The organism is Burkholderia sp. Bp9142 (assembly GCF_003853415.1).
In the GTDB taxonomy this organism is placed as follows: Bacteria; Pseudomonadota; Gammaproteobacteria; order Burkholderiales; family Burkholderiaceae; genus Burkholderia.
Window position 1 is genome coordinate 180,986 of sequence record NZ_QTPP01000007.1, and the last position, 23,254, is coordinate 204,239.

General features: G+C 67.9%; 24 protein-coding genes. 13 read left to right on the plus strand and 11 right to left on the minus strand.

What is annotated here, in order from left to right:
* The first annotated feature begins 112 nt into the window (after window positions 1-112).
* From DIE22_RS10765 to DIE22_RS10795, 7 genes are all read left to right on the plus strand, one after another.
* Window positions 113-397 carry a DUF333 domain-containing protein gene (locus DIE22_RS10765; RefSeq protein ID WP_124498140.1) on the plus strand — a complete coding sequence of 95 codons (285 nt, stop codon included), beginning with the start codon at window positions 113-115 and terminating at the stop codon, window positions 395-397.
* 172 nt (window positions 398-569) lie between these two features.
* Window positions 570-890, plus strand: coding sequence for a quaternary ammonium compound efflux SMR transporter SugE (gene sugE, locus DIE22_RS10770; RefSeq protein ID WP_124498141.1), 321 nt, complete (start codon window positions 570-572; stop codon window positions 888-890).
* A 222-nt stretch (window positions 891-1,112) separates the two neighbouring features.
* A complete protein-coding gene (locus tag DIE22_RS10775; RefSeq protein ID WP_012364337.1) occupies window positions 1,113-1,730 on the plus strand; it encodes a DUF4126 domain-containing protein in 618 nt (205 codons plus the stop codon).
* A 107-nt stretch (window positions 1,731-1,837) separates the two neighbouring features.
* Window positions 1,838-4,342: an ABC transporter permease gene (locus DIE22_RS10780; protein WP_124605085.1), complete on the plus strand. Its 2,505-nt coding sequence runs from the start codon at window positions 1,838-1,840 to the stop codon at window positions 4,340-4,342.
* A gap of 42 nt (window positions 4,343-4,384) precedes the next feature.
* Window positions 4,385-4,795, plus strand: a complete 411-nt coding sequence (locus tag DIE22_RS10785) for a group II truncated hemoglobin (RefSeq protein WP_124605066.1) — start codon at window positions 4,385-4,387, stop codon at window positions 4,793-4,795.
* A 103-nt stretch (window positions 4,796-4,898) separates the two neighbouring features.
* The gene (locus DIE22_RS10790; protein ID WP_124605067.1) at window positions 4,899-5,630 is read left to right on the plus strand and encodes an alanyl-tRNA editing protein; all 732 of its coding nucleotides are present in this window, start codon (window positions 4,899-4,901) and stop codon (window positions 5,628-5,630) included.
* The gene (locus DIE22_RS10795) at window positions 5,627-6,244 is read left to right on the plus strand and encodes a DUF924 family protein (protein WP_124605068.1); all 618 of its coding nucleotides are present in this window, start codon (window positions 5,627-5,629) and stop codon (window positions 6,242-6,244) included. The genes DIE22_RS10790 and DIE22_RS10795 overlap by 4 nt, the downstream gene beginning before the upstream one ends.
* A gap of 100 nt (window positions 6,245-6,344) precedes the next feature.
* Here DIE22_RS10795 and DIE22_RS10800 read toward each other — a convergent pair whose 3' ends face one another.
* The 11 genes from DIE22_RS10800 to DIE22_RS10850 all read right to left on the minus strand — a co-directional run bounded on the left by DIE22_RS10800 (window position 6,345) and on the right by DIE22_RS10850 (window position 15,883).
* Window positions 6,345-8,243 carry an ArnT family glycosyltransferase gene (locus DIE22_RS10800; RefSeq protein ID WP_124605069.1) on the minus strand — a complete coding sequence of 633 codons (1,899 nt, stop codon included), beginning with the start codon at window positions 8,241-8,243 and terminating at the stop codon, window positions 6,345-6,347.
* Between the two features lie 227 nt (window positions 8,244-8,470).
* Window positions 8,471-9,232: an SDR family oxidoreductase gene (locus DIE22_RS10805; protein WP_124605070.1), complete on the minus strand. Its 762-nt coding sequence runs from the start codon at window positions 9,230-9,232 to the stop codon at window positions 8,471-8,473.
* A 22-nt stretch (window positions 9,233-9,254) separates the two neighbouring features.
* Window positions 9,255-9,836 (minus strand): TIGR00730 family Rossman fold protein, encoded by a 582-nt coding sequence (locus DIE22_RS10810; RefSeq protein ID WP_124498147.1) that lies wholly within the window; start codon window positions 9,834-9,836, stop codon window positions 9,255-9,257.
* The gene (locus DIE22_RS10815) at window positions 9,833-10,588 is read right to left on the minus strand and encodes a TetR/AcrR family transcriptional regulator (protein WP_124498148.1); all 756 of its coding nucleotides are present in this window, start codon (window positions 10,586-10,588) and stop codon (window positions 9,833-9,835) included. The genes DIE22_RS10810 and DIE22_RS10815 overlap by 4 nt, the downstream gene beginning before the upstream one ends.
* A gap of 192 nt (window positions 10,589-10,780) precedes the next feature.
* Window positions 10,781-11,317, minus strand: a complete 537-nt coding sequence (locus DIE22_RS10820) for a diacylglycerol kinase (RefSeq protein WP_124498149.1) — start codon at window positions 11,315-11,317, stop codon at window positions 10,781-10,783.
* On the minus strand, window positions 11,314-12,348 hold the full coding sequence (locus DIE22_RS10825; protein WP_124498150.1) for a glycosyltransferase family 1 protein: 1,035 nt from the start codon (window positions 12,346-12,348) through the stop codon (window positions 11,314-11,316). Before DIE22_RS10825 ends, DIE22_RS10820 begins: the two co-directional genes overlap by 4 nt.
* A gap of 30 nt (window positions 12,349-12,378) precedes the next feature.
* The gene (locus DIE22_RS10830) at window positions 12,379-13,317 is read right to left on the minus strand and encodes a UDP-2,3-diacylglucosamine diphosphatase (protein WP_124498151.1); all 939 of its coding nucleotides are present in this window, start codon (window positions 13,315-13,317) and stop codon (window positions 12,379-12,381) included.
* A gap of 279 nt (window positions 13,318-13,596) precedes the next feature.
* Window positions 13,597-14,106, minus strand: a complete 510-nt coding sequence (locus DIE22_RS10835; RefSeq protein ID WP_124498152.1) for an RDD family protein — start codon at window positions 14,104-14,106, stop codon at window positions 13,597-13,599.
* 6 nt (window positions 14,107-14,112) lie between these two features.
* Window positions 14,113-14,871, minus strand: coding sequence for a DUF3106 domain-containing protein (locus tag DIE22_RS10840; RefSeq protein WP_124605071.1), 759 nt, complete (start codon window positions 14,869-14,871; stop codon window positions 14,113-14,115).
* 26 nt (window positions 14,872-14,897) lie between these two features.
* Entirely contained in the window at window positions 14,898-15,323 is a 426-nt protein-coding gene (locus tag DIE22_RS10845) for a DUF3619 family protein (protein WP_124605072.1), read from the minus strand.
* Entirely contained in the window at window positions 15,320-15,883 is a 564-nt protein-coding gene (locus DIE22_RS10850; RefSeq protein ID WP_059468121.1) for an RNA polymerase sigma factor, read from the minus strand. Before DIE22_RS10850 ends, DIE22_RS10845 begins: the two co-directional genes overlap by 4 nt.
* A gap of 352 nt (window positions 15,884-16,235) precedes the next feature.
* On the opposite strand from DIE22_RS10850, the gene DIE22_RS10855 reads away from it, so the two are divergent.
* From DIE22_RS10855 to DIE22_RS10885, 6 genes are all read left to right on the plus strand, one after another.
* Window positions 16,236-17,999, plus strand: coding sequence for an acetolactate synthase 3 catalytic subunit (locus DIE22_RS10855; protein ID WP_124498155.1), 1,764 nt, complete (start codon window positions 16,236-16,238; stop codon window positions 17,997-17,999).
* A gap of 111 nt (window positions 18,000-18,110) precedes the next feature.
* The gene (gene ilvN / locus DIE22_RS10860) at window positions 18,111-18,602 is read left to right on the plus strand and encodes an acetolactate synthase small subunit (protein WP_006750445.1); all 492 of its coding nucleotides are present in this window, start codon (window positions 18,111-18,113) and stop codon (window positions 18,600-18,602) included.
* A gap of 95 nt (window positions 18,603-18,697) precedes the next feature.
* The gene (gene ilvC, locus DIE22_RS10865; RefSeq protein ID WP_124498156.1) at window positions 18,698-19,714 is read left to right on the plus strand and encodes a ketol-acid reductoisomerase; all 1,017 of its coding nucleotides are present in this window, start codon (window positions 18,698-18,700) and stop codon (window positions 19,712-19,714) included.
* 138 nt (window positions 19,715-19,852) lie between these two features.
* A complete protein-coding gene (locus DIE22_RS10870) occupies window positions 19,853-20,497 on the plus strand; it encodes a phosphatidylserine decarboxylase (protein ID WP_089440671.1) in 645 nt (214 codons plus the stop codon).
* 15 nt (window positions 20,498-20,512) lie between these two features.
* Window positions 20,513-21,385: a CDP-diacylglycerol--serine O-phosphatidyltransferase gene (gene pssA / locus DIE22_RS10875; protein ID WP_124605073.1), complete on the plus strand. Its 873-nt coding sequence runs from the start codon at window positions 20,513-20,515 to the stop codon at window positions 21,383-21,385.
* Window positions 21,386-21,709: 324 nt separating this feature from the next.
* Window positions 21,710-23,254, plus strand: a complete 1,545-nt coding sequence (locus tag DIE22_RS10885) for a 2-isopropylmalate synthase (RefSeq protein ID WP_124498158.1) — start codon at window positions 21,710-21,712, stop codon at window positions 23,252-23,254.

Below are 23,254 nucleotides of genomic sequence, written 5' to 3' on the forward strand. Positions count from 1 at the left end.
GCCGGTGAAGTTGCATCGGCGCGACATTGCCGCCGCATGCGCCGGCCGCGCACACCGGCCACGCATTCCCCGCTATGCTGACCGTTCCGCGAACGAAATCGAGGAGCGTGCAATGTCCGTCCGTCTCGTCGTCATCTGTGCGCTGGCGCTCGCTGCGCCCGGCGCGTTCGCGCAGCCGCTGCCGCCCGGGCAGCAGCCTTCGGCGCCGCAAGCGGCGCTCGCCAATCCCGCGTCGGTCAACTGCGAGAAGCTCGGCGGCCGCCACGTGATCCGCAACCTGCCGCGCGGGCAGGTCGGGATGTGCGTGTTCAAGGACGGCCGCGTGTGCGACGAGTGGGCGCTGTATCGCGACGATCGCTGCGTCGGCGACGTGGGCGCCAAGCGCGTGTCGAACTGAGCGCGGCGGGGCGGGCGCGGCCGGACCATGCTCCGGGCCGATGCTCCATGTGCCCCCGGCCGTCCGATCCGGCGTGCCTGTAAGCATCTTGTTATACTCGGCGCCGCCCGGGGACGACCCCGGGTCATTCGCTTCAACGGGGACGGCCCCATCCGAGACGGAGTACGTCGAGATGGCGTGGGTATGGTTGTCGATCGCCGGCTTGCTGGAAGTGGCCTGGGCGGCCGGCATGAAATCGTCCGAGGGTTTCACGAGACTCGGGCCATCGGTGTTTACGATCGTGACGGCGCTCGCCAGCTTCGGGCTGCTCGCGGCCGCGATGCGCCAGTTGCCGCTCGGCACCGCGTATGCGGTATGGACGGGCATCGGCGCGGTCGGCGCGTTCGTGTTCGGCATCGTGATGATGGGCGAGGCGCTGACCGTCGCCCGCGTCGCGAGTGCGTCGCTGATCGTGCTCGGGCTGATCGGCCTGAAACTGTCGTCGGCTGCCTGAAGCCGGCCCGCCGGGCGCCGGCCCGCGTCCGCGCCCGGCCGTGACGCGCGGCGGAATTGCGCCGGCCCGCCTGCCAGCCTGTCTATAATGGAACGCATTCGGGCCTGAATGCCGTTGCGCCGTTCGCGGCCGGCGGCACCGGTCGCCACGCGCCGCGCGGCCGGTCATACCGGCTCGATCCGATCAATCGGCAAAGCGCACGGAAAGTGCAAGGAGAGGGCCATGATCGAAGCCATTTCGCTCGGCGCGGGGCTCGCGTGGGCGAGCGGGCTGCGCCTTTACCTGACCGTGCTGATCGCCGGCGTGCTCGCGCGGGTCGGCTGGCTCCATCTGCCGGACACGCTGGCGGTCCTGACGTCGCCGTGGGTGATCGGCGCCGCCGCCGTGCTCGCCGTCACCGAATTCCTTGCCGACAAGATTCCCGCGTTCGATTCGCTGTGGGACGCCGTGCACACGTTCATCCGCATCCCGGCCGGCGCGGTGCTGGCCGCCGGTGCGCTCGGCCATGCCGACCCGACCGTGCTCGCGGTCGCCGGGCTGGCCGGCGGTTCGCTTGCCGGTGCCGCGCACGTCGCGAAGGCCGGTACGCGCGCGCTGATCAACCTGTCTCCGGAGCCGATCTCGAACTGGGTCGCATCGTCCACCGAGGACGGGCTCGTGTTCGGCGGCCTCGCGCTCGCATTCTTCGTCCCGCTCGCGTTCCTCGTGCTGCTCGCGGCGTTCATCGCGGCGTCCGCCTGGGCGCTGCCGCGTCTGTGGCGCGGCGTGTCCGGCGGGTTCCGCGGGATGGCGAACCATATGGTGACGCGGCTCAACTCGATCGGGGGCAAGCGCGATTGAAGGCGCCGTCACCCGCCGAGCGGCAGCACGCTGACCCGTCGCAGTCCGGGCGTCCCGGCCATGCCGGCCGCTTCGGCTGGCACGATCTGATCCACCAGGCCGCGCGGATGACCGCGCGCGACTGGCGTGCCGGCGAGCTGACGCTGCTCGTGCTGGCGCTGGTGCTCGCGGTCGCGGCGCTGACGAGCGTCGGTTTTCTCGCCGACCGGCTGCGCCAGGGGCTCGAGCGCGACGCGCGCCAGATGCTCGGCGCCGATTTCGTCGTGCGTGCCGACCGTCCCGTCGATCCGTCGTTCGATCGCGAGGCGCGCGCACTCGGGCTGCGTACCGCGACCACCGCGATTTTCCCGAGCATGATCGCGTCGGCAGCAGGCGGGCAGGCGAGCGGCGCGGCGCCCGCGCGGCTCGCGGCCGTGAAGGCCGTATCGCCCGGCTATCCGCTGCGCGGCGCGGTCGAGATCGTGCCGGCCGGCGCGACCGCCGCGCACAAGGCGGCCGCGATTCCCGCGCCCGGCACCGTGTGGGCCGATCCGGCGCTGCTCGATGCGTTGCATCTGAAGGCGGGAGACACCGTGCGCGTCGGGCTGCGCACGTTCACGGTCGCCGCGTCGATCTCCCGCGAGCTCGATCGCGGCTTCTCGTTCGTCAATTTCTCGCCGCGGCTGATGATGCGCGCGGATGAACTCGCCGCGACCGGGCTCACGGGCTACGGCAGCCGCGTCACGTACCGGCTGCTGGTCGCCGGCGACACGCCGGCCGTCGCGCGCTTCGAGGCCTACGCGCACGGGCGCGTCGATGGCGGCAAGCTGCGCGGCGCCGGCCTCGAGTCGCTGCAGGAAGGCCAGCCGCAGGTGCGCCAGACGCTCGATCGTGCGCGCCATTTCCTGACGCTCGTCGCGCTCCTGACCGCGCTGCTCGCGGCGGTCGCGATTGCGATGGCCGCGCAGCGCTACATGCGGCGCCATCTCGACGGCTGCGCGACGATGCGCTGCCTCGGCGTGAGCCGCCGCACGCTCGGGGCGCTGTTCACGCTCGAATTCGCCGGCATCGGCATCGTAGCGGGCATCGCGGGCGCGGCGCTCGGCTACGGCGGCCACTGGGCGCTGCTGGCCGCGCTCGGCAGCCTGATCGACGTCGTGCTGCCGCCGCCTACGCCTTGGCCCGCGCTCGTCGGGATCGGCACCGCGCTCGTGCTGCTGCTCGGCTTCGCGCTACCGCCGCTCGTGCCGCTCACCCGCGTGCCGCCGGTGCGCGTGCTGCGGCGCGACTGGGGCGACGCGTCGCGCATCGCGTGGGCTGCGTATGCGATCGGCGTCGTGCTGTTCGCGGGGCTGCTGATTGTCGCGGCGGGCGACCTCAAGCTCGGGCTGATCGTCGCGGGCGGGTTTGCCGGCGCCCTGGTCGGTTTCTCGCTGATCGCGCGGCTCGCGCTGTACGCGGCGGCGCGCGCGGTGCGCAATGCGCGCGTGGCCGCGGGCATCGGCTGGCGCTACGCGCTCGCGTCGCTGCACCGGCGGGGCACGGCCAGCGCGCTGCAGATCACCGCGCTCGCGCTGGGCCTGATGTGTCTGCTGCTGATCGCGATCACGCGCAACGACCTCGTCGCCGGCTGGCGGCAGTCGACGCCGCCTGATGCGCCGAACCAGTTCCTGATCGACATCCAGCCCGACCAGCGCGACGACGTCGCGGCGTGGCTCGCCGCGCACGGCGCGCGCGATGCGGTGCCCGCGCCGATGGTGCGCGGCCGGCTCGTCGCGATCAACGGCAAGCCGGTGAATCCCGACGCGTATCCGTCCGACGACGCGCGCCGGCTCGTCGACCGCGAGTTCAACCTGTCGTATACGACCGAGCTGCCGTCCGACAACCGGATCGTCGCGGGCGACTGGTTCGGCACGTCGGCGACGCCGCAGATCTCGATCGAGGCCGGGCTCGCGAAGACGCTGAACGTGAAGCCGGGCGACACGCTGCGCTTCGACGTGACGGGGCTGACGGTCGATGCGCCGATCACCAGCGTGCGCAAGCTCGACTGGGGCTCGTTCCGCGTCAACTTCTTCGTGCTGATGCCGCCGCCCGTGCTGAAGGATTTCCCGGCCGTCTACCTGACGAGCTTCCATCTGCCGGCCGAGCAGGCGGCGCTGCTCGATCCGCTGATCGCGCGCTACCCGAACCTGACCGCGATCGACGTCGCACCGATCCTCGCGCAACTGCAGCGGATGATGCTGCAGGTGGTCGGCGCGGTGCAGTTCCTGTTTGCGTTCACGCTCGCGGCCGGCGTGCTCGTGCTGTACACGGCGCTGGCCGGCTCGCGCGACGAGCGCGTGCGCGAGGCTGCGCTGCTGCGCGCGCTCGGCGCGTCGCGCGCGCAGGTCAATGCGGTGCAGCGCGCGGAATTCATCGTCGTCGGCGCGCTGGCCGGCGCGCTCGCGTCGGCAGGGGCGATCGCGGTCGGCTGGGTGCTCGCGTCGCGCGTGTTCGACTTCCAGCTCGCCGTCGATCCGTGGCTCGTGCCGGCCGGCATCGCGGCCGGCGTCGCGTGCGCCGGTGCGGCCGGCTGGCTGAGCCTGCATAATGTGTTGCGGCGCCCGGCGCTGCAGTCGCTGCGCGACGCATGAGCGTCGCCGGCGGCCCCAAATATCCCGTTTCCGATTATCCGTATGACCGATGTGAATGATGATGCGCCGTCACAGCCGACGGCGTTCGAACTCGTGGGCGGTGAAGCCCGCGTGCGCGAAATGGTGGACCGTTTCTACGACCTGATGGACCTCGAGCCCGAGTTCGCGGAGATTCGCGCGCTGCATCCGGCATCGCTCGACGGCTCGCGCGACAAGCTGTTCTGGTTCCTGTGCGGCTGGCTCGGCGGCCCCGACCACTACATCAGCCGGTTCGGCCATCCGCGGCTGCGTGCACGGCACCTGCCGTTCCCGATCGCGTCGGTCGAGCGCGATCAGTGGCTGCGCTGCATGGCGTGGTCGATGGAGGACATCGGGATGCCCGAGCCGCTGCGCGAGCGGCTCATGCACTCGTTCTACGACACGGCCGACTGGATGCGCAACCGGCCCGGTTGATCGACCGGTACGCCGCCGTCCGGACGCCGGGCGATCTGCGTCTGGGCGCCGGTCCGGCGCGGCGCGACACTGCCCGTTTCCCTATCGATACGAGGTTCGCGCGATGACGACCCAGGCCCTGTTTCGCGAAGACGCCTATCTGACGCACTGCGAGGCCGTCGTCGCGGCCGTCGGCGCTGACGGCATCCGGCTCGACCGCACCGTGTTCTATCCGCTCGGCGGCGGGCAGGCCGGCGACAGCGGCACGCTGACGCTGCCCGACGGCAGCACGATCGCGATCGCCGACACGCGCAAGGCGAAGTTCGACGGCGCAACGCCCGACGACGCGGTGCACGTGCCCGCGGCGGGCCAGGAAGCGCGCGTCGCGGCGCTCGCGCCCGGCGCGCGCGTGGTCGCGGACATCGACTGGCTGCGCCGCTACCGGCACATGCGGCTGCATACGGCCGCGCACCTGATGTGCGCGGTGCTGCCGTACCCGGTCGACGGCTGCAGCGTGACCGCCGACTACGTGCGGCTCGATTTCGCGACGTCCGACGCGATCGACCGCGTCGACGTCGAGCGCTGTCTCGCGGGGCTGGTCCATGGCGCGCATGCGGTCACGACCGAATGGATCACCGACGCGGAAATGGCCGAGCGCCCCGATCTCGTGCGCACGATGAGCGTGAAACCGCCGATGGGGCTGGGCCGTGTGCGGCTGCTGCGCATCGCCGGCATCGACCTGCAGCCGTGCGGCGGCACGCACGTGCGCAACACGTCGGAAATTGGCGACCTGCGGGTCGCCAGGCTTGAAAAGAAGAGCGCGCGGACACGGCGCCTCGTACTGGAGTTTGCATGACGATCGACAACCTGACGGACAGCGCCGCGGCGCTCGATCCGCAAGCGCGCGAGATTCTCGATTTCTGGTTCGGCGAGCCGGGTTCGGCGGAGTTCGGCCACGCGCGCAAGGCATGGTTCAACGGCGGCGCGGCGTTCGACGACGTGCTGCGCACGCGCTACGGTGCGTTGCTCGACGCCGCGTGCGACGGCGCCTGCGATCGCTGGGCCGGCACGCCGCTCGGCGCGCTTGCGCTGATCGTGGTCCTCGACCAGTTCTCGCGCAACATTCATCGCGGTACGCCGCGTGCCTTCGCGGCCGATCCGAAGGCGCTGGCGCTCGCGCGGCGCGTCGTCGCGGCAGGGTGGGACGCGCAACTGCCGAGCGGCCATCACCGCGCGTTCGCGTACCTGCCGTTCGAACATGACGAGTCGGAAGAGAGCCAGCGCGAGGCCGTGCGGCTGTGCGCAGGCATTCGCGGCAAGGCCGGGTGCGAGAGTTACCACGACTTCGCGTTGCGCCATGCGGCCGTGGTCGGGCGCTTCGGTCGTTTCCCGCACCGGAACGCGATTCTCGGCCGACCGTCGACGGTCGAAGAGGCGGCATTCCTGCGCGAGCCCGGTTCATCGTTTTGACGTGCGGGGCGGCTGCGCGGCGGGCGTGAAGCCGCGCTCGCGCGCCGCTTGCGCCGCGTGCCGGAGAGGGCGACGGCACGCGGCGCGGCACCGCCTTGCGTCACGGCGCCTGGTGCGCTTGCGGCGTGCGCACGTAGACGCGCAGCAGTTCCTCGTTGTCGCCCGGGCGCGCGCCGGTCCAGAACAGTTTCCATTCGCTGCCGGGCGCCGGATCGACGGCCCGCACGCCCTGGACGATCATCCACGTGCAGCGGGTCGTGTTCGCGTCGTCGATCGGCGTGTGCTGGATCCCGGAGAAGTAGTACAGCATCGGCGCTTCCGATTCGCCGAGCCCGTGCAGGCTCGCCATGCAGTCGCCGTCGCGCCATTCGAGCGCGAGCTGCGCGTTCAGGTCGTCGAACACCGACCGGTAGCTCTTGGCGACGTCGAGCCACGGCAGCAGCAGCGTATACACGAGGCCCCACGCGACCAGCGCGCCCGCGCCCCACGACAGCGCGCCGCGCCACCGGCCGGTCGTGCGCAGCTTCGGCAGCAGCCACAGCCAGCCGACCGTCAGCACCAGCGCGCCGATCACGAGTCCGGGCACGATCGGCATCGTCCAGTCGAGCGGCAGCCAGCGGCCGAGCCGCGCGAGGCTCGCCCGCGATGCGCCCGGATCGGCCATCGTCGCCCAGATCACCCACGCGAGCGCGACGACGGTGCCGAACAGCAGGCGGCTCAGGTAATCCCAGGCGAGATGCAGCCCGCGCGGCAGGCGGTCGATCGCCTGCGCGGCGACCAGCGCGAGCGGCGCGAAGAACGGCAGGATGTAGAGCTGGCGCGAGGTCGCGGACACTTGCAGCACCGCGAGGCCGATGCCGGCGAACAGCACCGGCAGCGCGATGCGCGGCGTGCGCCACTCGCGCCATGCACCGCGCGCCAGCGCGGCGATCGCGAGCGGCGCGACCGGGAAGCCGAGCAGCAGGAACGCACGCACGATGAAGAACGGCTTGTCGTTTTCCGCACCGAGCTCGGGTACCGAGAAGCCGAAGAAGCGGCCGACGTTGTTGTCCCAGAACCAGGTCATGAACAGCGTTTCGGAGCGCAGGAACAGCGCGATCGGCCAGATGAGCGCGAACGGCGCGAACACGAGCGCGGCGACGCCGAGCGCACGCGCGAACGCGCGCGTACGGCAGGCGGGGTAGAGCACCAGCGCCCCCGTGAGCGTGGCCGCGAACACGAGCGGCACGAACAGCCCCTTCGCCATCAGCGCGATGCCGACGCCCGCGCCGAAGATCGGCGCGGCCCAGCGGGCGGACGGCTGCACCGGCAGCCCGTGGCGCATCTGCCGGGCGTGCGCGACGTGCTGCATCACGAGTTCGAGCAGGCCGCAGAAGCCCATCGCGGTGCCGGCGAACAGCGCGACGTCCGTCATCATGTCGTGCACATGCTTGATGACGACGAGCGTGCCTGCGCTCAGCACGACGGGGCCGATCACGCGCAGGTCGAGCCAGCTGTCGGCCCGGTTGGCACTGCGTGCCGCGCGTGCGACGAAGCCGAAGGCCAGCGCCGCGAACAGCGCGCTCGCGAGCCGCGCGGCGTCGTGCAGCGGCATCACGCGCTGCAGCAGCCACGCGAGGCTCGTCGCGACCCACGCGTAGAGCGGCGGCTTTTCCATGAACGGCAGGCCGGCGTTGGTCGGTACGACGAAGTCGCCTGTCTCGAGCATGTGCTGGATGATGCCGAACGTATAGGTTTCGTCCTGCTTCCACGGATCGTGGCCGAGCACGCCCGGCAGCGTATACGCGCAGACCAGCGCGGCGATCAGCAGCCAGACGCGCCAGCCGAGCCGCAGGACCCGGTCACGGGGGGCGTTCGTCGCGGCGGCGCCGGCCACGGCGGACGTGCCGGCGGCATTGAGCGTCGCGCTGAGGTCGGGATCGGCGGCTGATCGGGCGTGCGTGGCCGAAGCGGGCACGGAGGACGTGCGTCGCCGGCCGGGCGCTGCGGTTCCAGGCATGGAAAAGATCTCGGTCGGGTCAAGCCGGTCCGGCGACATGGGCCGGGCCAATAAGGGGCGCATCAAGGCGAAATGACAGCTGGATGACCGGCTGTTTTGGCTTGGCGCTAGTAAAGCACGGAACTGTTACGGATGTTTACTGAAACGGTCACGATATTGTGGAGATTTGTGGTGTCGTGACCGCGGACTGTTTCAGCCTGTCCGTCTTGCCGCCTTCTGGTGCGCGATTAGCGTCCGCCGCCGACGTCGAGCAGGGCGCCCGTCGTGTATGACGCCGCATCGCCGAGCAGCCAGACGATCGCTTCGGCGATCTCCGCCGCTTCGCCTGCGCGGCCGAGCGGCGCTTGAGCGCCGAGGCGCGCTGCGCGACCCGGCTGGCCGCCGCTCGCATGGATTTCCGTCTCGATCAGGCCGGGGCGTACCGCGTTGACGCGCACGCCGTGCGGGCCGAGTTCCTTCGCGAGGCCGATCGTCAGCGAATCGACCGCGCCCTTCGAGCCTGCGTAGTCGACGTATTCGTTCGGCGAGCCGAGCCGGGACGCGATCGACGACACGTTGACGATGGCGCCGCCGCGCCCGCCGCGATCGGTGGACAGCCGGCGCGCCGCTTCGCGCGCGCATAGGTAAGCGCCGAGTACGTTGGTGTCGAACATCCGCCGCAGCCGGTCGAGCGGCATGTCGGCGAGCGGCATCGACGGCGCGACGATCCCCGCATTGTTGACGAGCGCGTCGAGGCGGCCGAACGCTGCCGTGACCGTATCGAACATGGCGATGACGTCCGCCTCGTTCCCGACGTCGCCGGCGACGACGCACGCGCGTGCGCCGGCGTCGCGAACGGCTTGTGCGGTCAGTTCGGCTGCCGCCGCGTCGCGCGCGTAGTTGATGCCGACGTCCCAGCCGCGCTCGGCCGCGAGCACGGCGGTCGCGCGGCCGATGCCGCGGCTCGCGCCGGTGATGAGGACGGCCTTGCGATCGGACGGTGCGGGCATTGCGCGAGGCTCCCGGTGAGCGTTACTTGGCCGCGTCGGGCGCCCACTTGTCGCGGGCGGGCGGCTGGTAGCGGCGCAGCTGGTCGATCAGCGCGACCGGTTCGGAGTCGACGCACAGCGCGTCGAAGTAGGCCGGACGCATGAAGCCTTCCTCGACCGTGTGGCGCAGCAGCGCGATCAGCGGATCGTAGAACGAATCGATGTTGTACAGCGCGACGGCCTTGCGGTGATAGCCGAGCTGCGCCCACGTATACACCTCGAACAGCTCTTCGAGCGTGCCGGCGCCGCCGGGCATCGCGACGAACGCGTCGGAGAGGTCGGCCATCATCTTCTTGCGATGGTGCATGTCGGGCACGACGTGCAGTTCGGACAACCCGGTATGGCCGACTTCCTTGTCGACGAGCAGCTCGGGGATCACGCCGACCGCACGGCCGCCGGCGGCCATCACTTCATCGGCGATCACACCCATCAGGCCGACACGGCCGCCGCCGTAGACGAGCGTGAGGCCCGCATCGACGAGTGCGCGGCCGAACGCGCGCGCGGCGTCCGCATAGACGGGCCGCACGCCGGACGACGAGCCGCAGTAAACGCAGACTGCCTTCATTGTTTCGTATCCTTCGCGGCGGGCCTGGCGGCGACCGGGCTGCCCGCGGGCCGCGGCGAACCATCGCGCGGCGGCAGGTAGTCGGTGAACTGGCGCTTGGGCAGCTTGCCGGAGACGAGATCGTCGAACAGCTGGCGCGAACGGCCGCGCAGGTACGGGGCCATCACCGAGATCACGTGCATGCTCACCTGGTGCAGTTCTTCGCGGATCGCGTCCTGGTCGTTGTACTTGCGCGGATGCATCACGTACTGATACGACAGCCAGTAGGTCGAGATCACGGCCATGTTGGTGGCGATCACTTCGATCTCGGCGGGCGTCGCGACCATTTCGGCGTCGGACACGAGCAGTTCGCACATGTCGTGCGCGAAGCGCACCTTGTGGCTGATGATCTGCTTGAAGTGCGTCTCGAGCGTGCGGTTGCGCGCGAGCAGGTCGTTGAGGTCGCGATATAGGAACCGGTAGGTCCACATGAAGTCGGCCATGTACTGCAGGTACGACCAGGTCTCGTCGATCGTCGGACGGTGATCTTCGGGGAAGCGCAGCCGCCGTTCGATCTGCTGCTCGAACTGCGCGAAGATGCTGTTGATGATGTCGTCCTTGTTGCGGAAATGGTAGTACAGGTTGCCTGGACTGATTTCCATTTCCTCGGCGATCGTCGTGGTGGTGACGTTCGGCTCGCCGATCTCGTTGAAGAGTTTCAACGACAACTCGAGAATCCGTTCGCGCGTGCGGCGGGGAGGTTTCGCTTCCATGTCGTCCGGCCCTGTGTGTGCCGGACTGGCGGGCGCTGCAATCGATGCTGCGAGATTCGTCCGGCGCGGGTTGCTGTTCTAAGTCTGGCGGACGATTATAAACCGCTGTTTCCTTACACCGGGCGCATTTCGTGATCGCGATGCGTTCCGCGCATGGTGCGCCGCCGCATGCGGGCGCTGCGGACGGTGCCGCTAGAAGCCGAGCCAGCGCGCGACGACCGGCCCGAGCACGAAGCCCCACGTCGTCACGCACGCGAACAGCGCGACCGTGACCGCCGCGCTGCCGAGGTCCTTCGCGCGCTTCGACAGTTCGTGGCGCTCGAGCGAGATGCGGTCGATCGCGGCCTCGACGCTCGAGTTCAGCAGCTCGACGATCAGCACCAGCAGCACCGACGCGATCAGCAGCGCGCGCGATGCGGCCGGGACCGGTGAGAACGCAGCGATCGGCAGCATCAGCGCGGCGAGCGTGAGCTCCTGGCGGAACGCGCTTTCCTCGCGGATCGCGACGCGAAACCCGTTCAGCGAATGCTTGAGCGCGTACCACGCGCGCGTGATGCCGCGGTGGCGCTTGTACGGGTTCGGCGGCAGCGGCGCCAGACGATCGTCGGGGCCGAGCGGTTCGTGCGGGTGCACGTCCGCGTCGGCGTGCGGCTCTTCTTCGTCGAACGGACGATGCGGTTGCGCCGTCGCGGCAGGGGGCGGGGTCTTGTCGTTCAGGTCTCGTTTCAAACGGCGGCACCTTCGGCGGGCGAGTACGCGGTCTTCGGCAGCGGCTTCAGATGCGACGCGAACTGCTCGGATGCCGCGCGCCACGAAAAGCGTTCGGCCCACGCGCGGGCAGTCTCGCGTTCGATCTTCAGCGCCTCGAGGCAGGCTTCCTGCAGGTCTTCATGCATCGCGCCGGCATTGCCCCCGCCGAGCACGTCGATCGGGCCCGTCACGGGGTACGCGGCGACCGGTGTGCCGCACGCGAGCGCCTCCAGCAGCACGAGGCCGAACGTGTCGGTGCGACTCGGGAACACGAACACGTCGGCCGCAGCATACACCTTGGCGAGCTCGGCTTGCGACAGTACGCCGAGATAGTTCGCTTCCGGATAGCGCGATTTCAGCTCGGCCAGCGCCGGGCCCTCGCCCGCGACCCACTTCGAGCCGGGCAGGTCGAGGCGCAGGAATGCCTCGACGTTCTTCTCGATCGCGACACGGCCCACGTACAGGAAGATCGGCCGCGCGGTATTGAGCACCTTCGACTCCATCGGCCGGAAAATGTCGAGATCGACGCCGCGCGTCCACAGCACGACGTTCGTGAAGCCGAACTTCTCGAGATCCTGCTTGACGACCGGGGTCGGCGCCATCACCGCGAGCGACGGCCCGTGGAACCAGTGCAGGAACTTGTAGGTCGCCGACAGCGGGATGCCGAAGCGTGCCTGCACGTATTCCGGAAAGCGCGTGTGATACGCGGTCGTGTACGGCAGCTTGCGCGCGCGCGCATAGCGGCGCGCGGCGAGGCCGAGCGGGCCTTCGGTCGCGATGTGCAGCGCGTCCGGTGCGAACGCATCGATGCGGGCGCGCAGCTTGCGGTACGGCAGGATCGACAGGCGAATCTCGGGGTAGGTCGGGCACGGCACCGTGCGGAATTCCAGCGGCGTCAGCATTTCGACCCGGTGGCCGAGCGCGGTGAGTTCGCGGGAGGTGCTCTTCAGCGTGCGCACGACGCCGTTGACCTGCGGTTCCCACGCATCGGTGACGATCATGATCTTCATCGCGGCATGTGTCCTGTAAGTGGAGTTGTGTCAGGCGGTGGCCTTGGCCTTGCGCGACGGGGCTGCTGACGGCGCGGTGCGCATCGCCGTCCAGTAGACGATCTTCAGTTCGCCTTCCATCGTTTCGACGAGCGCGGACAGGCTCTCGACCCAGTCGCCGTCGTTGCAGTACAGCACGCCGTCGATGTCGCGGATCTCCGCCTTGTGGATGTGTCCGCACACGACGCCGTCACAGCCGCGGCGGCGCGCTTCGTCGGTCATCACGGTCTCGAACTGCGAGATGAAGTTCACCGCGTTCTTCACCTGGTGCTTCAGGTACTGCGACAGCGACCAGTACTGGAAGCCCAGCCGGCTGCGGATCCGGTTGAACCAGCGGTTCAGCACGAGGATCAGCGTGTAGAGCGTGTCGCCGAGATACGCGAGCCATTTCGCGTGCTGGATCACGCCGTCGAACAGGTCGCCGTGCACGATCCACAAACGTTTGCCCGCGAGCGTCGTGTGAAACGCCTCGCCGCGCACCTGGATGTCGCCGAACGCGAGGTCGCAGAACTGCCGCGCGCCTTCGTCGTGGTTGCCGGGGATGTAGACCACCTGCGTGCCCTTGCGCGCCTTGCGCAGGACCTTCTGCACGACGTCGTTGTGTGCCTGCGGCCAGTACCAGCCCTTCTTCAGCTGCCAGCCGTCGATGATGTCGCCGACGAGGTACAGGTACTCCGAATCGTTGTGACGCAGGAAGTCGAGCAGGTACGGCGCCTGGCAGCCGCTGGAGCCGAGATGGATGTCGGACAGCCAGATCGTGCGGTAGCGATGCGTGGACGGTTCGTGATCGTCATGCTGCGTGGCGTGCGCGGCCGTCGGCTCGTGCGGCGAAAGGGCATCGGTTGCGGCCGAGCCGGACAGGAAGGCGGTGACGGCGCGGGCGCCGAGCGGTTGACGGAACAGGGAGGTCGCGGACGTTTTCTGGCCCATGCATGACTCGCGCCGGTTGACATTACCGGCATTGCGCCATGCGGGCGTGACCATGCCGTGACAGTCACGAGACGTTCTTATTACTGTCGTTGCGGCGTATTTAGCAGTGAATGCCGGGAGGTTGTGCAACCTGCCGAACCGACTGGTCTGTCACGATCGTGCAGGCCGCGCGGGGCGGCCATGCGGGCGTTTTCGAGGGGTTTCGTCTGACGGATGCGCGGATGTGCGGATGTGCGGAGCCGGGGCCGGGGCCGCGGTTGCGCGGACTGCGCGGGCGCGTCAGCGCGGAATCGCGACGACGCGCGTGCGCGCGAGGCGGTCGTGCGGGAACTGGCGATCGGCGTGCAGGCGGGCGGCGCCGGCCCATGCGACGATCCAGGCGGCGCCGAGCGCGAGCGTGACGGGCACCGACAGGCCGAGCAGCGGATGCAGCGCGAGCGGCGGCAGGAACCACAGCCAGCCGAGCGCATAGCGGACGAGCGCATGCGCGGCGTTCAGCGGGCGGCCGCTCGACGATTCGAGCCGCAGCCGCCAGGTTTTCATCGGCAGCGTCTGGCCGCCGTGGGTCCAGAACCAGACGAAGTACGCGCCGACGACGAGCGCGATCCACGCGGCGAGGAGATTGTGATGGACGAGGCCGTTGCGTTGCTGCGTCGCGAGGCTGAAGGCGAGGCCCGCGAAGAACACGACGCCGAACAGCAGCACGGCTTCGTACAGCATCGCCGCGAGGCGCCGCCGCACGGACGGCGCGGCGACGGCCGCGGCCTGGGGGGCGGGGGCGCTCGCCACGGCCGCTCAGGAGCCCTTGAACATCGACGGCGCGTCGGCCGGCGACACGGGCGTGACAGTCGCAGGCGCGGGTGCGGGGCCGGACGTGGATGACGCCGCCACCGGCGGCGCGCCGGCACCGGCCGATGCGGGCAACGGCGCCGGCGCGGGGCTGCTTGCCGGATGCTCGTGCGAATTGACGAGGCGGCGCACGTCGCGGTCGGCGGCGACCGTCGGCGGCGCGCTGACGACGCTCGGCCGGCGGCGGCGCTCGGTCGCGGCGAGGCGCTGCTTCTGTTCTTCGGGCAATTGCTGGTAGGCCTTCCACGCGCGCTCGCGCGCCTGCGCGGACAGTTCCTTCGCGCTCTGGTAGTTTTCGCGCGCGACCCGGCGCTGCTCGGGCGTCATCCGCGCCCACTCGGACATCCTGTCCTGCAGATGTTTCTGCTCGTCAGGCGTCAATTTCGCGAAACGCGATGCGATCTTCAGCCATTTGCGCTTGCGTGCATCGCTGAAGCCGTCCCACTGGTCGGCGAACGGCGCGAGCGCCGCGTGTTGCGCGGGCGTCAAGCGTGCCCACGACAGCGGGCCGTTGGCGGCCGGCATCGGCAGCGGGGCGAGTTCGGTGGTCAGCCCGGCGGCGGTCGAGGTCGGCGCGGGCGCGCTGCTGGCCGCGGCGGAGACCGCCGCGGGGGGCGGGTTGAATCGGGAATAGGTGGCGACGTAGGAAACGGCGATCGCGATCACGCATCCGAAAAATACGGCCAGGCCGCGCTTCTGACTCACCCGTGCGATCCCCTCGTTATTGTCTGTTAGCGTGCGTGCGAAAGATACGCGTTGAACCCGTGATCGAGATACGCGTTGAGCGGCAGGTCGTCGCTGAGCATCGCCGCGTCGATGTCGGCGAGCTCGGCGGTGCGCTGCATGTCTTCCCAGTAGGCGATACCGACGAGCCCCGCGAGCAGCAGCGCGAGCGGCCAGGCGCGCAGCAGGCGGCGCGCGAACGACGTCTGCGGGCGGCTCGCGGGCGGTGTGCCGTAGGTGCCGGCCGCACCGGCGAAGGCGGGCACGAACACCGGCGCGGTCGCGGCTTCCGGCTTCTTGCGCGCGAGCGCGGCCCGGCGCGCGACGGCCAGGCGATCGGTGGTCGCGGCAGGCAGTGCCGCGGCACGTTCGTCCAGCGCGCGACCGACCTTCAGCGCGAATTCGTGTTCTCGATTTACGGGAGTGGAGCTCATAGCGTGATTCCTTTGGCCTTGAGCGCTTGCGCCAGGGTGTGGGTGGCTCGCGAGCAGTGCGTCTTGACGCTGCCTTCGGAGCACCCCATTGCGGCGGCAGTCTCGGCGACATCCATATCTTCCCAATAACGCATCAGGAAGGCTTCCCGTTGACGTGTCGGAAGTTTCTGGATTTCTTCGTCGATCAGGGCCAGAACCTGCTCCCGCTCGAGGCGGTGCTCGGTGCTCTCGACACCCGCATTGTCGTCCGCGGATTCGAGCGTTTCCAGCGGATCGAAGTCTTCGTCGTCCGTGTTGTTGAGCGACGAGAAGAGCGTGACCCAGGTATTGCGGACCTTCTGCCGGCGGAACCAGTCGTGGATCGCGTTCTGCAGGATCCGCTGGAACAGCAGCGGCAGCTCGGCCGCCGGCCGGTCGCCGTATTTCTCCGCCAGCTTGATCATCGCGTCCTGCACGATGTCGAGCGACGCATCGTCGTCACGCACGGCGTACGCAGCCTGCTTGAACGCGCGCCTTTCGACGCCCGCCAGAAAGTCGGCGAGTTCCTTGTCTGATGCCATTCCGTAAAGGTATGCGCTGCGGACTGCGGCGTGTGAAAGGTCGAAAAATTTCGTAAAACCCGCGGATGCTAACAAATTTTCGCGCGACTTGGCACCGGTTGCGGCGTGCTACGTTGCGCGCGAGCCGCGTCCGCGGGCCGCCGGGCGGGGGCCATGATGCGCTGCGGGATATTTTGCTTGACGACCCAATCATGACCCGCTATCGTCAATGATTCGCAACATGAAGTGATGGTCTCATTTGAGGCTGGCCCAAGAAGCCCGCCCTTCAAACTGGACGCGCCGCTTGAACCCGAGCCACAAGCCCGGCAGAGAGCACCCGATCAATTTTTTGCCGAAAATTCGAAAGGTCAAAATGAACATGCCCAGCGCGGAATTCTCCACGTCGGAACCCCTTTCCCCTCCCGATAGCGACTCCATCGGCGCCACCGTGCTCATGAAGGCACTGGCCGACGAGAACGTCGAATTCATCTGGGGCTACCCCGGCGGCTCGGTACTCTACATCTACGACGAGCTTTACAAGCAGGACAAGATTCAGCACGTGCTGGTGCGCCACGAACAGGCGGCCGTGCACGCAGCCGATGCGTATGCGCGTTCCACCGGCAACGTCGGCGTCTGTCTCGTGACGTCCGGCCCCGGTGTCACCAATGCGGTGACCGGCATCGCGACGGCCTACATGGATTCGATCCCGATGGTCGTGATCAGCGGCCAGGTGCCGACTGCCGCGATCGGCCAGGACGCCTTCCAGGAATGCGATACGGTCGGCATCACGCGTCCGTGCGTGAAGCACAACTTCCTCGTGAAGGACGTGCGCGACCTCGCGGAAACCGTCAAGAAGGCGTTCTACATCGCCCGCACCGGCCGTCCGGGCCCGGTGCTGATCGACATCCCGAAGGACATCTCGAAGACGCCGTGCCAGTACGAGCCGGTCAAGAGCGTGTCGCTGCGGTCGTACAACCCCGTCACGAAGGGCCATTCGGGCCAGATCCGCAAGGCCGTGTCGCTGCTGCTGTCGGCGAAGCGTCCCTATATCTACACGGGTGGCGGCATCATCCTCGCCGACGCGGCGCGCGAACTGAACCAGTTCGCCGACCTGCTCGGCTACCCGGTCACGAACACGCTGATGGGCCTCGGCGGCTATCGCGCGTCGGACAGGAAATTCCTCGGCATGCTCGGCATGCACGGCACCTACGAAGCGAACATGGCGATGCAGCACTGTGACGTGCTGATCGCGATCGGCGCCCGCTTCGACGACCGCGTGATCGGCGACCCGGCGCACTTCGCGTCGCGTCCGCGCAAGATCATCCACATCGACATCGACCCGTCGTCGATCTCGAAGCGCGTGAAGGTCGACATCCCGATCGTCGGCGACGTGAAGGAAGTGCTGAAGGAGCTGATCGAACAACTGCAGACGGCCGAGCATGGCCCCGACACCGACGCGCTCGCGCAATGGTGGAAGGACATCGAGGACTGGCGCGCGAAGGACTGCCTGAAGTTCGACCGCGAAAGCGAGATCATCAAGCCGCAGTACGTGGTCGAGAAGGCGTGGGAGCTGACGGACGGCAACGCGTTCGTGTGCTCGGACGTCGGCCAGCACCAGATGTGGGCCGCGCAGTTCTACCGTTTCAACAAGCCGCGTCGCTGGATCAACTCCGGCGGCCTCGGCACGATGGGCTTCGGCCTGCCGGCGGCGATGGGCGTCAAGATGGCGCACCCGGACGACGACGTGCTGTGCATCACGGGCGAAGGCTCGATCCAGATGTGCATCCAGGAACTGTCGACCTGCCTGCAGTACGACACGCCCGTGAAGATCATTTCGCTGAACAACCGCTATCTCGGCATGGTCCGCCAGTGGCAGCAGATCGAATACAGCAAGCGCTATTCGCATTCGTACATGGATGCGCTGCCCGATTTCGTGAAGCTTGCCGAAGCGTACGGCCATGTCGGCATGCGGATCGAAAAGACCTCGGATGTGGAGCCGGCGCTGAAGGAAGCGCTGCGCCTGAAGGACCGCACCGTGTTTCTCGACTTCCAGACCGATCCGACCGAAAACGTCTGGCCGATGGTACAGGCCGGCAAGGGCATCACCGAGATGCTGCTCGGATCGGAAGATCTGTAACGGCGCGACGCGCGCCTGGACCGGAAGCGGCCGCCTTCACGAAGGGCGGTGCGGCACCGGGCGGCGCGCGGCGCGAGTGAATCGACACGGCACATTCTGGAAGAAGCGAACATGAGACACATCATTTCCGTCCTGCTGGAGAACGAACCGGGCGCGCTGTCGCGCGTGGTCGGTCTGTTTTCCGCACGCGGCTACAACATCGAAACCTTGACGGTGGCGCCGACCGAAGACCAATCGCTGTCGCGGCTCACCATCGTTTCCATTGGCTCGGACGACGTGATCGAACAGATCACGAAGCATCTGAACCGCCTGATCGAGGTGGTGAAAGTGGTGGACCTGACCGACGGTGCACACATCGAACGCGAGCTGATGCTGATCAAGGTACGTGCAGTGGGCAAGGAGCGCGAAGAAATGAAGCGGATGTCGGACATTTTCCGCGGCCGCATCATCGACGTGACCGAAAAGACCTACACGATCGAATTGACGGGCGCGAGCGACAAGCTCGACGCATTCATCCAGGGGCTGGACGCCAGCGCGATCCTCGAGACCGTGCGTACCGGCAGCTCCGGCATCGGACGCGGCGAGCGCATCCTGAAGGTGTGATGCCAGACAGGCACGCCGGGTGCGCCGTCATGTCCCGGCCCGCAGTACTCCATCTGAACGAATTGTTGAATTTTTGAATTAGAGAAGGAACCATCATGAACGTTTTCTACGACAAAGACGCTGACCTCTCCCTCATCAAGGGCAAGCAAGTCACGATCATCGGCTACGGCTCGCAAGGCCATGCACATGCACTGAACCTGAAGGACAGCGGCGTGAACGTGACGGTCGGCCTTCGCAAGGGCGGCGCGTCGTGGAGCAAGGCCGAGAACGCAGGCCTGACGGTCAAGGAAGTCGCGGAAGCGGTGAAGGGCGCGGACGTCGTCATGATGCTGCTGCCGGACGAGCAGATCGCCGACGTGTACGCGCAGGAAGTGCACGCGAACATCAAGCAGGGCGCCGCGCTGGCATTCGCACACGGCTTCAACGTCCACTACGGCGCGGTGATCCCGCGCGCCGACCTCGACGTGATCATGATCGCGCCGAAGGCACCGGGCCACACCGTGCGCGGCACGTACTCGCAAGGTGGCGGCGTGCCGCACCTGATCGCGGTTGCGCAGAACAAGTCGGGCGCGGCACGCGACATCGCGCTGTCGTACGCGGCAGCGAACGGCGGCGGCCGTGCCGGCATCATCGAGACGAACTTCCGTGAAGAGACCGAAACCGACCTGTTCGGCGAGCAGGCCGTGCTGTGCGGCGGTACGGTCGAGCTGATCAAGGCAGGTTTCGAGACGCTGGTCGAAGCCGGCTACGCGCCCGAAATGGCGTACTTCGAGTGCCTGCACGAGCTGAAGCTGATCGTCGACCTGATCTACGAAGGCGGCATCGCGAACATGAACTACTCGATCTCGAACAACGCCGAGTACGGCGAGTACGTGACGGGCCCGCGCATCGTCACGGAAGAGACGAAGAAGGCGATGAAGCAGTGCCTGACCGACATCCAGACGGGCGAGTACGCGAAGAGCTTCATCCTCGAGAACAAGGCTGGCGCTCCGACGCTGCAGTCGCGCCGCCGCCTGACGGCCGAGCACCAGATCGAGCAGGTCGGCGCGAAGCTGCGCGCGATGATGCCGTGGATCGCGAAGAACAAGCTCGTCGACCAGACGAAGAACTAAGCACGGATCGAGCAAAACGTGCTGTTCCGGCCCTTCGAGTGGAGGGTCAGTATCAAAAAGCCGCCCGAAGGCAGTAGTGCCCCGGGCGGCTTTTGCTATCCTACGGGCTTTGCAATTCACCGAACACAGAACGAATCCATGAACTATCCTCATCCGATCATCGCGCGCGAAGGCTGGCCGTTCATCGCGATTGCAGCCGTCGTCGCGTTGTTGATCCACGCCGTCGGGGGCTTCGGCTTCGCGTGGCCGTTCTGGCTGCTGCTCGTCTTCGTCGTCCAGTTCTTCCGCGATCCGCAGCGCCCCATCCCGGCGCAGCCGAACGCGGTGCTGTGTCCGGCGGACGGCCGCATCGTCGCGGTCGAGACCACGCAGGATCCGTACGCGAACCGCGAAGCGCTGAAGATCAGCGTGTTCATGAATGTCTTCAACGTCCATTCGCAGCGTTCGCCGGTCGACGGTGCGATCTCCAAGGTCGAGTACTTCCCGGGCGCGTTCCTGAACGCGGCGATCGACAAGGCGTCGACCGAGAACGAGCGCAATGCGGTCGTGATCCAGACGGCGAGCGGCAAGACCGTCACCGCCGTGCAGATCGCCGGTCTCGTCGCCCGCCGGATCCTCTGCTACGTGCGCGCCGGCGAGCCGCTGTCGCGCGGCCAGCGCTACGGTTTCATCCGCTTCGGTTCGCGCGTCGACGTGTACCTGCCGCTCGGCAGCCGCGCGAAGGTGTCGATTGGCGAGAAGGTCTACGCGTCGTCGACGATCCTCGCCGAGCTCGAACAGTAAGCGGCGGAACGCACGATGGCCGCATTCAAACCGCGCCGGCCGCGCAACGGCTCCAGCCAGACGCCGCGCCCGTTCCGCCGCAACAAGGGGATGGCGCCCGATCCGGCGCCCATCGAGAGCCGCCGCGCCGCGCGCCAGCGGTTCCTGAAGACGCGCGGCATCTACCTGCTGCCGAACGCGTTCACGACCGCCGCGCTGTTCTGCGGGTTCTTCGCGGTCGTGCAGGCGATGAACGTGCGCTTCGAGATCGCCGCGATCGCGATCTTCGTCGCGATGGTGCTCGACGGGATGGACGGGCGCGTCGCGCGGATGACGCATACGCAAAGCGCGTTCGGTGAACAGTTCGACAGCCTGTCGGACATGGTGTCGTTCGGCGTTGCGCCCGCGCTCGTGATGTACGAGTGGGTGCTGAAGGATCTCGGCCGCTGGGGCTGGCTTGCCGCGTTCGTCTACTGCTCGGGCGCCGCGCTGCGCCTCGCGCGCTTCAACACGAACATCGGCGTCGTCGACAAGCGCTTCTTCCAGGGGCTGCCGAGCCCGGCCGCCGCCGCGCTGATTGCCGGCTTCGTCTGGCTCGCGACCGACAACCGCGTGCCGATGAAGCTCGGCTGGCTGCCGTGGGTCGCGTTCGCGCTGACGATCTACGCGGGCGTGACAATGGTGTCGAACGCGCCGTTCTACAGCGGCAAGGCGCTCGACGTGCGGCACCGCGTGCCGTTCGCGGCGATCCTGCTGGTCGTCGTCGCGTTCGTGCTCGTGTCGTCGGATCCGCCGCTGATGCTGTTCTGCCTGTTCGTCCTGTACGGGCTGTCGGGCTACGTGTTCTGGGCCTACATGGCCGTCCGGGGACGGGCGAATCCGGCACGCTCGTCGCAGCGCGATCACTGAAGCACAACCTGCCCGGAAACGGCGGCCTCGGATGTGATTCCGGGCCGCCGTTTCCATTTGCCCCTTTTTAGCATCGCGCGGCCCGGCATCCCGGGTGCCGTCCGATTGCGCACCCAGCGGAATGCCGCTATAGTCTTCGGCATGACTGCATTTTCCCGCCTCTCCCTCCTTCTAGCCGGTGCGCCGCTACGCGCGCTAGCTTTGGCGCGCCTGCCGCGCTGACCGTTCTCGCCCTCCGTCAAGCCTCGTCTGTTGTTGAGCGTCGCCAGCGGTGGCGCGATCTCATTACGTTTGATTTCCGTATAAAGAGCCCTGGAGCCCCCCATGACAGACAAGCTGATCATTTTCGATACGACGTTGCGTGACGGTGAACAATCGCCCGGCGCGTCGATGACGAAGGAAGAGAAAATCCGCATCGCGAAGCATCTCGAGCGGATGAAGGTCGACGTGATCGAAGCCGGCTTCGCGGCCAGCTCGAACGGCGACTTCGACGCGATCCACACGATCGCCGGTCTCGTGAAGGACAGCACGATCTGTTCGCTGGCGCGCGCCAACGACAAGGACATCCAGCGCGCCGCCGACGCGCTGAAGCCGGCCAACAGCGCGCGGATCCACACGTTCATCGCGACGTCGCCGCTGCACATGGAGAAGAAGCTGCGGATGACGCCGGACCAGGTGTTCGAGCAGGCGCGCCTCGCGGTGCGCTTCGCACGCCAGTTCACCGACAACGTCGAATTCTCGCCGGAAGACGGCAGCCGTTCGGATCTCGACTTCCTGTGCCGCGTGCTGGAAGCCGTGATCGCCGAAGGGGCGACCACGATCAACATCGCCGACACGGTCGGCTACGGCGTGCCGGAACTCTACGGCAACCTCGTGAAGACGCTGCGCGAACGCATTCCGAACTCGGACAAGGCGATCTTCTCCGTGCATTGCCACAACGACCTCGGGATGGCGGTGGCGAACTCGCTCGCGGGCGTGAAGATCGGCGGTGCGCGGCAGGTCGAGTGCACGATCAACGGTCTCGGCGAGCGCGCGGGCAACACGTCGCTCGAGGAAATCGTGATGGCCGTGAAGACCCGCAAGGACTACTTCGGCCTCGACGTCGGCATCGACACGACGCAGATCGTGCCGACGTCGAAGCTCGTGTCGCAGATCACCGGTTTCGTCGTGCAGCCGAACAAGGCCGTGGTCGGCGCGAACGCATTCGCGCACGCGTCGGGCATCCACCAGGACGGCGTGCTCAAGGCGCGCGACACGTACGAGATCATGCGCGCGGAAGACGTGGGCTGGACCGCGAACAAGATCGTGCTCGGCAAGCTGTCGGGCCGCAATGCGTTCAAGCAGCGCCTGCAGGAGCTCGGCGTGTCGCTCGACAGCGAAGCCGAACTGAACGCCGCGTTCATGCGCTTCAAGGACCTCGCCGACCGCAAGGCCGACATCTTCGACGAAGACATCATCGCGATCGTCTCCGAGGAGTCGGCGTTCGCGCACGAGCAGGAGCACTTCAAGTTCGTGTCGCTGTCGCAGCACTCGGAAACGGGCGAGCAGCCGCAGGCCAAGGTCGTGTTCGCGGTCGAGGGCAAGGAAGTGACCGGCGAGGCGCGGGGCAACGGCCCCGTCGACGCGACGCTGAATGCGATCGAAAGCGAAGTCGGCAGCGGTTCCGAGCTGCTGCTGTACTCGGTGAACGCGATCACGACCGGCACGCAGGCGCAAGGCGAAGTGACGGTCCGGCTGTCGAGGAGCGGGCGGATCGTGAACGGCGTCGGCACCGATCCGGACATCGTCGCGGCGTCCGCGAAGGCGTACATTGCCGCGCTGAACAAGCTGCACTCGAAGGACGACAAGCTCAACCCGCAGCGCGCGTAA

Excerpts from the sequence above, each read along its gene's own strand:
- DIE22_RS10885 (WP_124498158.1), top strand. The coding sequence starts at position 21,710 with ATGACAGACAAGCTGATCATTTTCGATACGACGTTGCGTGACGGTGAA.
- DIE22_RS10810 (WP_124498147.1), bottom strand. The coding sequence starts at position 9,836 with ATGAAGGCAGTCTGCGTTTACTGCGGCTCGTCGTCCGGCGTGCGGCCC.
- sugE (WP_124498141.1), top strand. The coding sequence starts at position 570 with ATGGCGTGGGTATGGTTGTCGATCGCCGGCTTGCTGGAAGTGGCCTGG.
- DIE22_RS10850 (WP_059468121.1), bottom strand. The coding sequence starts at position 15,883 with ATGGCATCAGACAAGGAACTCGCCGACTTTCTGGCGGGCGTCGAAAGG.
- DIE22_RS10815 (WP_124498148.1), bottom strand. The coding sequence starts at position 10,588 with ATGGAAGCGAAACCTCCCCGCCGCACGCGCGAACGGATTCTCGAGTTG.
- DIE22_RS10790 (WP_124605067.1), top strand. The coding sequence starts at position 4,899 with ATGACGACCCAGGCCCTGTTTCGCGAAGACGCCTATCTGACGCACTGC.
- DIE22_RS10830 (WP_124498151.1), bottom strand. The coding sequence starts at position 13,317 with ATGGGCCAGAAAACGTCCGCGACCTCCCTGTTCCGTCAACCGCTCGGC.
- DIE22_RS10870 (WP_089440671.1), top strand. The coding sequence starts at position 19,853 with ATGAACTATCCTCATCCGATCATCGCGCGCGAAGGCTGGCCGTTCATC.
- DIE22_RS10795 (WP_124605068.1), top strand. The coding sequence starts at position 5,627 with ATGACGATCGACAACCTGACGGACAGCGCCGCGGCGCTCGATCCGCAA.
- DIE22_RS10805 (WP_124605070.1), bottom strand. The coding sequence starts at position 9,232 with ATGCCCGCACCGTCCGATCGCAAGGCCGTCCTCATCACCGGCGCGAGC.
- DIE22_RS10780 (WP_124605085.1), top strand. The coding sequence starts at position 1,838 with ATGACCGCGCGCGACTGGCGTGCCGGCGAGCTGACGCTGCTCGTGCTG.
- DIE22_RS10775 (WP_012364337.1), top strand. The coding sequence starts at position 1,113 with ATGATCGAAGCCATTTCGCTCGGCGCGGGGCTCGCGTGGGCGAGCGGG.
- DIE22_RS10800 (WP_124605069.1), bottom strand. The coding sequence starts at position 8,243 with ATGCCTGGAACCGCAGCGCCCGGCCGGCGACGCACGTCCTCCGTGCCC.
- DIE22_RS10845 (WP_124605072.1), bottom strand. The coding sequence starts at position 15,323 with ATGAGCTCCACTCCCGTAAATCGAGAACACGAATTCGCGCTGAAGGTC.
- DIE22_RS10785 (WP_124605066.1), top strand. The coding sequence starts at position 4,385 with ATGACCGATGTGAATGATGATGCGCCGTCACAGCCGACGGCGTTCGAA.
- ilvC (WP_124498156.1), top strand. The coding sequence starts at position 18,698 with ATGAACGTTTTCTACGACAAAGACGCTGACCTCTCCCTCATCAAGGGC.
- pssA (WP_124605073.1), top strand. The coding sequence starts at position 20,513 with ATGGCCGCATTCAAACCGCGCCGGCCGCGCAACGGCTCCAGCCAGACG.
- DIE22_RS10765 (WP_124498140.1), top strand. The coding sequence starts at position 113 with ATGTCCGTCCGTCTCGTCGTCATCTGTGCGCTGGCGCTCGCTGCGCCC.
- DIE22_RS10855 (WP_124498155.1), top strand. The coding sequence starts at position 16,236 with ATGAACATGCCCAGCGCGGAATTCTCCACGTCGGAACCCCTTTCCCCT.
- ilvN (WP_006750445.1), top strand. The coding sequence starts at position 18,111 with ATGAGACACATCATTTCCGTCCTGCTGGAGAACGAACCGGGCGCGCTG.
- DIE22_RS10825 (WP_124498150.1), bottom strand. The coding sequence starts at position 12,348 with ATGAAGATCATGATCGTCACCGATGCGTGGGAACCGCAGGTCAACGGC.